Here is a 12314-nt window from a genome sequence, read left to right on the forward strand (position 1 = left end):
ATATTGGTAATTCCAGCTGATGGATACCGACCGTATCGAGGGCGCGCTGAAGCGCATCGAATCCGCGATGGAGCGGATTGCCACCGCGCGCGAAACAGCGGCGCCCCAGGGACAACTGACAGGCGGGCCAGCGGGCGGTTCGGCGCGGGTGGTCGAACTGGTCAACACCCATGAAAAGCTGCGTGAACAAGTTGCGGAAAGCCTTCGCGAAATCGACGATCTGATCGGCAAGCTGGAAGAATAGCGCATGAGCACCGTCACGCTGACCATCGGCCCGAAGAATTACCCCGTGGCCTGCGCCGATGGCGAAGAAGCGCAGGTTCAGGCGCTGGGCGCAATGATCGCTGAAAAATACGCGATGCTGGGCGCATCACGCGCGCCGCTGGAGGCGCAGAACCTGCTTTTCGCCGCGCTGTTCCTTGCTGATGAACTGGCCGAGGCACGCAAAAACGCGTCCGCTGCCCCAGACCCGGCTGACGAGGTCGCGGCCCTGCGCGCCGAAATCGCCCGGATCGAAGCCGAACTGGCCGCCGCACGCGCAGCTTCGCCGCCATTGCCAAGCGCGCCCCCCGCACCGCAATCCAGCCTGTTCGGCGACCCGGAAAAAGCCGCCGCGCTTGCCGAACGGCTCGAGGCATTGGCAACGCAGGCCGAAGCCAGTGCAGCAGCGCTTGAAGCGCTCGGTGCGAACGCCTAGATATAGAGGTGGCGGGACTGCCCGGCACGAGCCGATTGAACATCCCTGAGGCTATAAGCAATCCACTGGGAGCTGTCCCTGCCCTTGCTTGCCGGTTCGTCCGGAAGGCTCGGGCATACGGCGCCCACCTGACGTAAAACGCGTCAGAGGATTTCTAGCGCAAACGACCCATGGTGGTTCCGCCACGTTCTTGTTTTCCGCATCGCATCCGCGATGCGGTTCCTCCAGGGGCCCGGCCCCTGTGGGGCCACCCCTTCGGGCGGGCAGTCGCCCTTGCGGCCCTTTGGGCCGTGGCCTACCGCAAGGGTGATATGACCAGGCCCACCAAATCCGAACTTCGTCGCACGCTTCGCGCCGCGCGCAGGGCGCATGTTGCCGCGCTGCCTGACGCGATTCGCGGGCTGCTGTTCCATCGCCCGCCTGCGCCACTCGCCGCCCGGATCGCGCCCGGAGCGACCATCGGCCTCTATCATGCGGCCCTGGGGGAAGCCCCGACCAGCGGCTACGCCCGGTTCTTCCTTGAGGCCGGGCACGCCATCGCCCTGCCCCGTTTCGCTTCCCGCAATGCGCCGATGGTTCTGGCCCGCCACACCGATCCCTATGGCGAATCCGATCTTGAACCCGGCCCCTTCGGCATCCTGCAACCCGAAGCGGCAGCCGATGCGGTGGTGCCGGATGTCCTGTTCGTGCCGCTGGTCGGTTTCACGGATACCTGCGAGCGGCTCGGTCAAGGCGGCGGGCATTATGATCGCTGGCTGGCGGAACATCCCGGCAGGCTGACGATTGGGCTGGCATGGGACGTGCAACTTTGCGCCGACCTGCCGATCGAACCTCACGACGTGCCGCTCGACGCGGTGATCACCCCCACCCGGATCTACGGACTCAATTGATGCGCGAAACCCCGACCTGGCGAATTCCCCTCGGTATCTTCGGCCTGTTCATGGGACTGATGGTCTATGGCGTGGTGGTTGCCCGCTATGCGCCGGGGCTGATCGGAAGCTGGCCGGGCTGGGCGCAGACGATCATCTATGTGGTGCTTGGCCTCGTCTGGCTGCTGCCGCTCAAACGGTTTCTGATCTGGATGGAAACCGGCCGCTGGAGCGCGCCGCCCGCACCGAAGGACAGCCCTCCCCTGTCCTGAGGCCCGCCACGCAGCGAAAGCCTTGCCAGCCGTGCGGGCGCCTTCCATACACGGGACAGGGACAGGGGAACAAGGTGACAAAACGCATCGCGATCGGGCTGATACTGGTGTTGGTGCTGGCGGGTGGGCTGGGGCTGGTCTTCGGCCAGCGCGCGATCGGCGAACGCCTGTTCGCTCAGGCCATCAACGAACGCGCTGGGACTGATCCTTCGGCCGCCCTTCCCGATGGATTGCACGCCTATGTCTGCGGCACCGGATCGCCGCTGCCCGACGAGAACCGCGCTGGCCCCTGCATTGCCGTGCTGGCCGGACGCACCGGGCTTGTGTTCGATGCCGGGTCCGGATCGGTGCGCAAGCTGGGGGCAATGGGCTTTCCGATGGACCGGCTGGAAGGCGCCTTCCTCACCCACCTGCATTCCGACCATATCGACGGGGTGGGCGAATTGCTGCTGCAGGCCTGGATGGCAGGCGGCCGGGGTGCGCCGCTGCCGGTTCACGGCCCACCCGGCACCGCGCAGGTGGTGGAAGGTTTTGCCACGGCCTATGGCATCGACCGCGAACTTCGCATCGCTCACCATGGCACGGAGACAGCACGCCCCGCCGGCTTCGGCGGCGCGGCACGGGAATTCACGCCCGAGGCTCTCGCTTCCGGTGTTGTCTACGAAGCAGACGGCGTCACCGTCACCGCGCTCAGGGTGCCGCATGATCCGGTCGAGCACGCCTATGCCTACCGCGTCGATTACAAGGGCCGTTCGGTGGTGGTCAGCGGGGATACAATCTACCACCCGCCGCTCGGCACCTTCGCGCGCGGCGCAGACGTGCTGTTCCACGAGGCGCTCAACCCCGATCTGGTCGGCCAGATCGGACGCGCTGCAGGCAGGCGGGGCAATGCGGGCGCGGCCAAGATCATGGCCGACATCCCATCATACCATGCCACGCCCGAAGAAGCCGCCAAGGTCGCCGAGGCCGCCGGGGCGCGCGAGCTGGTCTATTACCACATGATCCCCGCCCCGCCGCTGGGCCTGCTAAATGCCACCTTCCTCGGTGACGCGGCCAAGCATTACCGCGGCGATATCCGGATCGCGCAAGACGGCTTGCTGGTCAGCCTGCCCGCGGATGCGGAGACTGTGACCTACGCAGACCTGTTCTGAAGGGGAAGGAGAAGTGGCGCGAGTGACGGGGCTCGAACCCGCGACCTCCGGCGTGACAGGCCGGCGCTCTAACCAACTGAGCTACACCCGCGCATTTCTCTGGCCGCGAACGGTTCCGGCCGCAGCCGCCCCGTTCGTGGAGCAGCGCCATTAGGCTTGGGCGCAAAGGCTGTCAACGCCCTCCTGCCCGCGTGCGGCGCTATTTTTTCACCCCTCGTCGGCCAGCAGCAGAACCGGCGTTTCGAGCAGCTTCTTCATCGCCTGAACGAAGCTGGCCGCATCATATCCGTCGACCACGCGGTGATCGCAGGAAATCGAGATATTCATCAGCTTGCGCCTGACGATTCGCTCCCCGCCCATCCCGTCGGGCACGAACATGGGACGTTCGACGATGCGGTTGGGACCGATGATCGCGACCTCGGGCCGGTTGATGACCGGCGTCGTCGCCACCCCGCCGAGCGGGCCGAGCGAGGTGATCGTGAGGGTTGAACCGGAGAGTTCCTCCGAGGTTGCCTTGCCGGTGCGCGCCGCCTCGGCCAGCCGGGCAATTTCGCGCGCCAATTGCCACAGGTTGCGGCTCTGCGCGTCGCGGATCACCGGCACCATCAGGCCACCATCGGTCTGCGATGCCATGCCGAGATGCACCCTGCCATGGCGGGTGACGATATTGGCCTCGTCGTCATAACGCGCATTGATCATCGGATAATCGGGCAGCGCCTTGCAGATCGCCCGGATCAGCAGCGGCAGCATGGTCAGCTTGGGCTTTTCCCCGCGCGCAGCATTGAGCTGTGCGCGCAGTTCCTCAAGCGCGGTGACATCGCATTCCTCGACATAGGTGAAATGCGGAATGTTGCGCTTGGACGCGGCCATGTTCTGGGCAATGCGTTTGCGCAGGCCGATGACCTTGATCGTCTCGTCCGGCCGCGCCTTGCCCGCCGCAGCAAACCCACCCTCGGCATTATAGGCAAGGAAAGCATCGAGATCGCCGTGGCGGACGCGGCCATCATCGGCGGGCTTCACCTCGGCCAGATCGATCCCCAGATCGCGCGCGCGCTGGCGGACGGCTGGGGAGGCGAGGACTTTGTCTCCCCCTCCGCGTGGGGAGGGGGTCGTGGGGTGGGAGTTCGACGGCGCGGGGGTTTCTTCCGGTTCGGGCGTGGAGCCCCCATCCCCAACCCCTTCCCCGAGGGGAAGCGGCTGCTCGGGAGCATCGGACATATCATCTTCGATCTGCGCAGCCTCAGCCTCAGCCTCAGCCGCACCTTCAACCTCGATCACCAGCAGCATCGCGCCGATCGCGACCACATCGCCGACCTCGCCTGCAACCTCCACCACGGTGCCCGCCACCGGGCTTTCGATATCGATCGTCGCCTTGTCGGTCATCACGTCGACCAGATGCTGGTCTTCCTCGACCCGGTCACCGATCTTCACGTGCCATTCGACGACCTCCGCCTCAGCCACGCCTTCGCCCACATCGGGCATCTTGAAAATGAACTTCGCCATGGTGCGGTTACTCGCTCAGAAGCTTGTCGATGGCATCGCCGATGCGGATCGGGCCGGGAAAGTAGGCCCATTCGAGGCTGTGGGGATAGGGCGTGTCGAAGCCGGTCACGCGTTCGACCGGGGCTTCGAGATGGTAGAAACAGCGTTCGGTGACGAGCGCGGAAAGCTCCGCGCCGAAGCCCGAGGTGCGGGTCGCTTCGTGGACGATCATGCAGCGCCCGGTCTTTTCCACCGAAGCCTCGATCGCTTCGATATCCAGCGGCACCAGCGTGCGCAGGTCGATGATTTCGGCATCCACACCCTTGGCGGTGCAGACCGCTTCGGCGACGTGGACCATGGTGCCATAGGTCAGGACCGTCATCGCCTCGCCCGCACGCACGATGCGCGCCTTGCCCAGCGGGATGCGGTAATAGCCTTCAGGCACCACGCTGTCGGCGTGCTTTTTCCACGGCTCGACCGGCTTGTCGTAAAAACCGGTGAAGGGACCGTTATAGATGCGCTTGGGCTCGAAGAAGATCACCGGATCATTATCCTCGATCGCCGCGATCAGCAGCCCCTTGGCATCATGCGGGGTCGACGGGATGACCGTTTTTAAACCGCTGACATGGGTGAAAATCGCCTCCGGGCTCTGGCTGTGGGTCTGCCCGCCGAAGATACCCCCGCCGAAGGGCGAGCGCACGGTGAGGGGCGCGATGAAGTCGCCCGCCGAACGGTAACGCAGCCGCGCGGCTTCGGAAATAAGCTGGTCGAGGCCGGGATAGATGTAATCGGCAAACTGGATTTCCGGCACGGGGCGCAGGCCATAGGCCCCCATCCCCACCGCCACGCCGATGATGCCGCATTCGCTGATCGGGGTGTCGAACACGCGGGTCTTGCCATGCCTGGCCTGCAAGCCCGCCGTGGCGCGGAAGACACCGCCGAAATAGCCGACATCCTCGCCCATGATGATGACGTCGGGATCGCGGGCGAGCATGATGTCGAGCGCTTCGTTGATCGCCTCGATCATGTTGAGGCGGCGTTCGGGGGCGGTGTCGGACGCGGCGGCGGCTGCGGCTTCAGTCTGGTCGCTCATCCGAAGGGCCTTTCGGTGCCGAACTTGGCGATACGTTCTCGGATCGCCTGATCGGCCTGTTCTTCAAGGTGCCAGGGCAGCTCCTCGTAGACATCCTCGAACATGGTGTGGAACGGGTGGTGAAGGCCGTGGCCGAGGATGCCGTTCTTCTCGGCCTCCTTGGTGGTGGCCTTGACCAGTTCGGCGCATTCCAGATCCATGCCTGCGTGGCGTTGCTCGTCCCATTCACCGATGGCAATGAGGTGCGCCTTGAGCCGCGTCACCGGATCGCCAAGCGGCCATTCCTCGCGTTCCTGCGCGCTGCGGTAGCCGGAGGGATCATCGGAGGTCGAATGGCCTTCCGCGCGGTAGGTGAAATATTCGATCAGCGTCGGGCCGTGATTGGCGCGCGCGCGGTTGGCGGCCCATTGCGCCGCGGCAAAGCAGGCGAGCGCATCATTGCCGTCCACCCGCAGCGCCGCGATGCCATATCCCAGCCCGCGCGCGGCAAAGGTGGTGCGTTCCGCCCCGGCAAAGCCGCTGAAGCTGGAGATCGCCCACTGGTTGTTGACAATATTGAGGATAACCGGTGCATTATAAACGGCCGCAAAGGTGCAGGCGCTGTGGAAATCGCCTTCTGCGGTGGACCCCTCGCCCACCCAGGTTGCGGCGATCCGGCTATCGCCCTTGATCGCACTCGCCATTGCCCAGCCGACCGCCTGCGGGGTCTGCGTGGCAAGGTTGCCGGAAATGCTGAAGAAGCTGTGATCGCGGCTCGAATACATGATCGGGAGCTGGCGTCCCTTGAGCTTGTCGGCCTTGTTCGAATAGATCTGGTTGATCATGTCGAGCAGCGGATAGCCGCGCGCGATCAGGATGCCCTGCTGGCGGTACGACGGGAACACCATGTCATCGCTCGCCAGCGCCATGGCAGGCGCGATCGAGGTCGCCTCCTCACCGGTGCATTTCATGTAAAAGCTGGTCTTGCCCTGCCGCTGCCCGCGAAACATGCGTTCATCAAACGCCCGCACCATCGCCATGTGGCCGAGCATCTGGCGCAAGGTTTCAGGGTCTAGCCGCGGGTTCCAGGGGCCATGCGCCTGATCGTCATCGCCCAGCACCCGGATCAGACTATAGGCAAGCTCGCCCATCTGCGAGGGATGCGCGCTTTCATCAGGACGCGGCTGCGCGCCTGCTGTGCCGATGGCGATATCCGAGAAATCGACCGTGTCGCCGGGGCGATAATTCGGTTCGGGCACATGCAGCGCAAGCGCTGGTCGATTGCCCTCACCCGCTGGCGCGGGCTGGTTCGCAGGATCGGCCGGATCGGCCATGGCAGCGCTCTCCCAACAGCTTTGCATCCGCGCGGACGGAGTGCAATCATTGCTTGACCGTGTATTTTTATTTCAACACCCCCATGCGGTCAAGCACGGCGCAACGCTGTCCTCAGACCGCAACAGGTGCCTTGATCGGGGGCAGCGGGGCGTAATCATGCACCACGAAATCATCGATCCGGTAATCGAATATTGTTTCCGGCCTGCGGGTGATCTCAAGCCGCGGATGGCCCTGCGGCGCGCGGGCAAGCTGTTCCTCGATCAGATGCGCGTGATTGCGGTAGAGGTGCACGTCCCCGCCCATCCACACCAGCTCGCCCGGTGCCATGTCCACCTGCTGCGCCACCATGCGGGTCAGCAACGCCGCCGACCACAGGTTGAACGGCAGGCCCAGCGCAACATCACAGCTGCGCTGATAGAGCAGGCAGTTGAGCCGCGCGTCCTTACCCTCGCCTGCGACATGGAACTGGTAGGTCTTGTGGCACGGGGGCAAGGCCATCCGGTCAAGCTCGGCGACGTTCCAGCCTTCGATGATATGGCGGCGGCTACCGGGACTGGAGCGCAGGCTTTCGATAACAGCGGCGACCTGATTGATGCCCTCGCCCTGTTCGTACAGGCCGTCGGGGCGATAGCGGTAGGTCGGCCAGTCCACCCATTGCTTGCCATAAACTGGCCCCAGATCCCCCCAGCGCGCGGCGAAAGCTTCGTCCTCGGCGATTCGCGCGGCGAAATCATCGATGCTGATGTCCTCGCCCGCCTCGCGGACATAGTTCGCGTGCGGCCATTCGTTCCAGATCTTCACGCCTTGCTGCACCAGCGGGCGGATATTGGTGCTTCCGGTCAGGAACCACAACAATTCGCGCGTCGCGGTCTTCCAGTAGACCCGTTTGGTCGTCAGCAGCGGCATCGCGCCTTCGGCCAGATCATACCGCAGCATGGCCCCGCACACAGAACGCGTGCCGATCCCGGTGCGATCGATCCGTTCGCTCCCGGTCTCCCAGATGGCGCGCATCAGATCGAGATATTGCTGCTCCGGATGGGGATTTGCAGCATCGGAACGGGGAATCGCAGCGCTGGCCATGATGGTCACTATAGGCGCGCAATTGCCCGCTTGCCACTGTGCTCATCCACACCTATAGGGCGCGCCTTGCCTCGACCCGCGCGGGCATTTGCCCATGCGGGACCGACACGGTCGGGGAGTAGCTCAGCCTGGTAGAGCACTGTCTTCGGGAGGCAGGGGCCGGAGGTTCGAATCCTCTCTCCCCGACCAATTATCGTCTTGCGAGAAGACGCTTGATCCGGGGCCGGGCGCGCGGCGTTGCGGCCCATCCGGCGGCCGAAAACCCGCGTGAACCACAGATTATCGGAAGCAGAAACGAAAAAAGCCCCGGTTGCCCGGGGCTTCTATTCGTTCGGCCGTGCCCTAGCGCACGCCGAAAATGTGATAAAACCAACCCCACATAGCTGCCTCCTGTAGGTTAAGGACCCACAAGAGTTAACACAAAATTAACCTTAATCAAGAGTTAATTGCGATTTGGCTCGTTCCCATCATGACCAGCAGCTCCGACATGGGGATTGCAGGAGCATAGAGGAAACCCTGAGCGAGATCGCAGCCCATCGCACGAAGCGCGGCCGCGACAGCCTCGTCCTCGACCCCCTCGGCCACGACGACCTTGCCGAGCGAATGGGCGATCTCAATCGTGGCGCGCACCACGGCGCGGCTTTCTTCCGAGCTGGCCATATGCTGCACGAATTTCTTGTCGATCTTGAGCTCCGAGCTGGGCAGCTTCTCGATATATTCGAGATTCGATTGCCCGGTGCCGAAATCGTCAATCGACAGCGAAATGCCGCGTTGCTTGAGCACCTCGATCTGAGGCGCGATCCGCGCGTCCTCAAGCTTGGCGGTCTCGGTCAGTTCCAGCATCAGGTTCTCTGCCGGAAAACCATGCCGCCCAAGAACCGTCATCATGTCAAACAGCAGGTGCGTATCGCTCAGGCTCTTGGCCGACATGTTGATCGCAAGCTTGAATTGCGGATCAAGGGCAATCGCATGCCGCCCTTCCGCGAGCGCCGTTTCCATCACCGCGATTGTCAGCTCGTTGATCCGGTCATTGGCTTCAGCTGCCAGAACCAGTTCCTGAGGATTGACATAACCGCCCCCCTCAGCATGCCAGCGGATCAGTGTTTCAGCCCCGACAATCCGGCCTGAAGCAAGATCGACCTTGGGTTGGTAGGCCACACCGATCGAGCGTTCCCTGAGACCTTTTTCGAGCACCCGGATGATTTCGATCCGGTGGTTGCGCGCTTCCAGATAGGCCGGGTTGTTGATGATGAACCGGACGCCGCGATTGGCTGCCTCGTCAGCCGCCTGCATCGCCTTCTTGATGCGCTGACCCAGCGGCAAGGCATAATTGGTGTCTATCCCGAGCGCTGCTGAACTGCTGGCCGAGCGCCATTCATGACTGATGATCGTCTTGAGCATCAACGCAAGACCATCGGCATGGCGATCAAGACTGACCGGGTCCATGCGCGGGCCAAGCCACACCAGCATATCCCGCTCGAACGCCACATCCCCTGCTTCGCCCGGCCCCTTTACATAGGTGATCAGTGTGTTGACGAATTCTCCCAGTTCACGTGCGCTCCAGTCTTCCGACATCTCTGCGAGGCTGGCGATCTTGAGCGCATATACATCATGTTCGCCATTGGCTGTCTCCAGGCTCAAGGCCGTCGTCGTCATCGCATTGACTTCGCTGCTGTAATATTTCTGTGCAAGCCGCCGGAACCCGATGCCCGCGCCGAGCAGGGCCAACATGGCAGACATGATATCAATATTGACGCCGAGCTCGTCGAAAATCAGCGCAAGGCCCGGCAGGCCGAAGAAAGCGAACCACACCGGTCGGGGCGAACGCGACCGCGACCATGCCAGCGATGCAATTGCTATCCCGGCGATGAGGATCGCCGGAACCCACATGAGATCAACCGGCGTGCCGCGCTTTAACGTATGCGCGCCCAGCACATGGAAATAGACGCCGGGAACCTTGCCGTAAAACGGCAGGTTGTAGAAGTCTGGATTCGCGACGAAGGTGTTGCCGATGACGACATTCTTGCCTTTGAAGGCATCAACATCAAACCTTCCGTGGAGGACATCGGAAAATCTTGCGGTGGGAATTGTCTCAACCCTGAAAGCATAGTCGGGTCGGTACCGCGCCAATGGCGTGCCACGATAATCTGAAAGCACAGCGGAAATCGACGGCACATCACGTCCGCCAACCACTATTTGGGTGGGGAAGGTCGAGGAAAGCGCGAATGGTGCGCCCCAGCCATCCATCCCTGCCCAGTTCGCCTTGGACCTGAACTGCGGCGCAGGGAGAATCCCGTCGCTTTTCTGTAGCATGGTATCCACCGGAGATGTTGTGCCCAGCCAGACCTTGCCCCTTTGCGCCTCAAGCGTCTGGGCAAACATGGCATCGGCTGCGGGCGTTTCCGGATCGGCGTGGGCGCGGTCGAACACCACCTTTTGAGCGCCGGCATCGATCAGACGGTCGATCACCGCGCTGTCATGAAACCGCGAAGGTATGGCAACCTGCAACTCGTCAAGAGAGGCGTCGTCGATGGCGACCACGACGATATCCTGCGGCGCAGGGCGCAATCGGAGCTGCGCGCGGGCGGCCCGAAAGCCATCTTCCACCGGCAGCGGCAGTTCGATCGCCGATGATATAATCCCGAACAGGATCGCAAGGATCGCCACCTTGGTGCGCTTGCGCCGCAGCAGCGCCTCACCCGATTGCTGCGATTTTGGATCACCCGGCACAGGCGAGGGAACGTCCGCAAAGCCGAAGCTGCGCCGCAGGAATGCCGTCAGTGATGCCAGTGATGAAATCATGGAGCGCCTGAAATCCGGATGAAACCCAAGTTTTCCCTAGCGGGTAATGGTTAATGCATCACAAACGAAGCGGCTCTGGGCTGGAAACTGGACCCCGACGGGTCGACCTGTCGTCCCCGGGCAATGTGCAGCAATGCGGCGGCTAGATTGCCTGTCCGGCCAGCAGGCCGAGCGCGATGGTCAGGCTGCCAAGGCCTACCGAGAGATGCCAGCGCAGGCGCAGGAAATCCCCTTGTGCAAAGCCAAGCGCCCGATCGATCAGGGGTGATCCAAGGATCAGCGCACCGAGGTAGAGCAGCGCCGGGCCGGGCCATTCCCAGCCAAAGGTCCATAGCAGGAACAGGCCCACCGCCAGCAGGCTTGGCATGACCGACACCGCATAGGCCCCGGCGGTCGCCCGGCCGCTGTGCACCGCCTGCCCCCACCACACCCCGCCAAGGAAGCTGAAGATCGCCGCAGCATAGGCAAACCCGCCAGCAATCGCGACAAAACGCCATTCATGGCCGGTCAGCACCATGCCAAGGCAGATAATCTGCGGCAGCAGGCCCGCATAACCCAGCGTCCGGGCAGCGGGAGACAGCGACGAGGCGGAAACCGGAAGGGGTGCATCCATGGTGGCAGAAAAGATCGGGCCGCCGGGAGGTTCCCGCGCTCTTGCAGCATCCGCCCGATTGCGCCACGACGCGGCCCATGGACTTGTTCGATCTGTCGGGCCGCACGGCCATCATCACCGGGGGCAATCGCGGGCTTGGCCTCGCTATGGCGCGGGGCCTCGCCAAGGCGGGTGCCAATGTCGCGATCTGGGCGCGCAACGAAGCCAGAAACGCCGCCGCGCGCACGGAACTTGCCGCGCTTGGCAAGGGCGAGGCGATCACGCTCACCTGCGACATCGCCGCCGAGGAGGACATCGCGGCCGCTATGGCGGCAACGCTTTCAGCCCTCGGACGCGTGGATATCTGCTTTGCCAATGCCGGGATTTCGGGTGCGGGCACGGCAATCGCCGATATCACCACCGAAGGCTGGGATCACACCATGGCGATCAACACCCGCGGCGCGGCGCTGGTCTACAAGCACGTGACCCGCCACATGATCACCCGCGCGCAGGATGGCGATGCCGGCGGCAAGCTGATCGCCACATCTTCCGGGCAATCGATCATGGGGGTCAACCGTTCATCCGATTATGCCGCGTCCAAGGCCGCGCTCAACGGCCTTACCCGCGCAGCCTCCTTCGAACTGGCCCGCCATCAGATCACCGCCAACGCCCTGCTTTTCGGCTATTACGAAACCGATATCACCGCCAAGGCTGACCCGCGCTTTGGCGAATGGATGCAAAAACGCATCCCGCTGCGCCGTCCCGGTGATCATGCCGGGCTGGAAGGGCTGGCGGTGTTCTTTGCCTCGTCGCACAGCGATTACATCACCGGGCAGTGCCTGCCCGTGGATGGCGGCCTGTGCATTTCCTAGTTGTGCAATAGCCGGGGGACCCCATTTCAGCCGGAACGTGGCCGCTGCCTGACCGTTGCCGGACAAAGCCTCTCGCAAATGGAAAGCCTT

The 12314-nt window shown here is 63.4% G+C and carries 12 protein-coding genes, 2 tRNA genes and 1 other RNA gene; 8 read left to right on the top strand and 7 right to left on the bottom strand.

What is annotated here, in order from left to right; genetic code table 11:
- Positions 1 to 19: 19 nt before the first annotated feature.
- The 6 genes from BUA05_RS01815 to BUA05_RS01840 all read left to right on the top strand — a co-directional run bounded on the left by BUA05_RS01815 (position 20) and on the right by BUA05_RS01840 (position 2989).
- Positions 20 to 244 carry a hypothetical protein gene (locus BUA05_RS01815; protein WP_072672962.1) on the top strand — a complete coding sequence of 75 codons (225 nt, stop codon included), beginning with the start codon at positions 20 to 22 and terminating at the stop codon, positions 242 to 244.
- Between the two features lie 3 nt (positions 245 to 247).
- Positions 248 to 697: a cell division protein ZapA gene (locus BUA05_RS01820; RefSeq protein WP_072672963.1), complete on the top strand. Its 450-nt coding sequence runs from the start codon at positions 248 to 250 to the stop codon at positions 695 to 697.
- An 11-nt stretch (positions 698 to 708) separates the two neighbouring features.
- Positions 709 to 881: non-coding RNA, 6S RNA (ssrS, locus tag BUA05_RS01825), on the top strand.
- A gap of 127 nt (positions 882 to 1008) precedes the next feature.
- A complete protein-coding gene (locus BUA05_RS01830; RefSeq protein ID WP_072673081.1) occupies positions 1009 to 1587 on the top strand; it encodes a 5-formyltetrahydrofolate cyclo-ligase in 579 nt (192 codons plus the stop codon).
- Positions 1587 to 1838 (top strand): DUF2842 domain-containing protein, encoded by a 252-nt coding sequence (locus BUA05_RS01835; RefSeq protein ID WP_072672964.1) that lies wholly within the window; start codon positions 1587 to 1589, stop codon positions 1836 to 1838. Before BUA05_RS01830 ends, BUA05_RS01835 begins: the two co-directional genes overlap by 1 nt.
- Before the next feature lie 74 nt (positions 1839 to 1912).
- Entirely contained in the window at positions 1913 to 2989 is a 1077-nt protein-coding gene (locus BUA05_RS01840; protein ID WP_072672965.1) for an MBL fold metallo-hydrolase, read from the top strand.
- Positions 2990 to 3003: 14 nt separating this feature from the next.
- Here BUA05_RS01840 and BUA05_RS01845 read toward each other — a convergent pair.
- The 5 genes from BUA05_RS01845 to BUA05_RS01865 form a co-directional block, all read right to left on the bottom strand.
- A tRNA-Asp gene (locus BUA05_RS01845) sits at positions 3004 to 3080 on the bottom strand.
- Positions 3081 to 3196: 116 nt separating this feature from the next.
- Positions 3197 to 4492, bottom strand: a complete 1296-nt coding sequence (locus tag BUA05_RS01850) for a dihydrolipoamide acetyltransferase family protein (RefSeq protein ID WP_072672966.1) — start codon at positions 4490 to 4492, stop codon at positions 3197 to 3199.
- Between the two features lie 7 nt (positions 4493 to 4499).
- Positions 4500 to 5564 (bottom strand): alpha-ketoacid dehydrogenase subunit beta, encoded by a 1065-nt coding sequence (locus BUA05_RS01855; protein ID WP_072672967.1) that lies wholly within the window; start codon positions 5562 to 5564, stop codon positions 4500 to 4502.
- Complete coding sequence (locus tag BUA05_RS01860) at positions 5561 to 6877, bottom strand: 3-methyl-2-oxobutanoate dehydrogenase (2-methylpropanoyl-transferring) subunit alpha (protein WP_072672968.1); 1317 nt, start codon at positions 6875 to 6877, stop codon at positions 5561 to 5563. Before BUA05_RS01860 ends, BUA05_RS01855 begins: the two co-directional genes overlap by 4 nt.
- Positions 6878 to 6989: 112 nt before the next feature.
- Positions 6990 to 7958, bottom strand: coding sequence for a thymidylate synthase (locus tag BUA05_RS01865; protein ID WP_072672969.1), 969 nt, complete (start codon positions 7956 to 7958; stop codon positions 6990 to 6992).
- A 112-nt stretch (positions 7959 to 8070) separates the two neighbouring features.
- Here BUA05_RS01865 and BUA05_RS01870 point away from each other — a divergent pair.
- A tRNA-Pro gene (locus BUA05_RS01870) sits at positions 8071 to 8147 on the top strand.
- 246 nt (positions 8148 to 8393) lie between these two features.
- On the opposite strand, the gene BUA05_RS01875 is transcribed toward BUA05_RS01870, so the two are convergent.
- Both BUA05_RS01875 and BUA05_RS01880 read right to left on the bottom strand, forming a co-directional pair.
- Entirely contained in the window at positions 8394 to 10760 is a 2367-nt protein-coding gene (locus tag BUA05_RS01875; RefSeq protein WP_072672970.1) for an EAL domain-containing protein, read from the bottom strand.
- Between the two features lie 142 nt (positions 10761 to 10902).
- A complete protein-coding gene (locus BUA05_RS01880) occupies positions 10903 to 11373 on the bottom strand; it encodes a DUF3429 domain-containing protein (protein ID WP_072672971.1) in 471 nt (156 codons plus the stop codon).
- A 77-nt stretch (positions 11374 to 11450) separates the two neighbouring features.
- On the opposite strand from BUA05_RS01880, the gene BUA05_RS01885 reads away from it, so the two are divergent.
- Entirely contained in the window at positions 11451 to 12224 is a 774-nt protein-coding gene (locus BUA05_RS01885; protein WP_072672972.1) for an SDR family NAD(P)-dependent oxidoreductase, read from the top strand.
- Positions 12225 to 12314 lie beyond the last annotated feature (90 nt).

This window comes from Erythrobacter sanguineus, assembly GCF_900143235.1.
GTDB classification, from domain to species: Bacteria; Pseudomonadota; Alphaproteobacteria; order Sphingomonadales; family Sphingomonadaceae; genus Erythrobacter; species Erythrobacter sanguineus.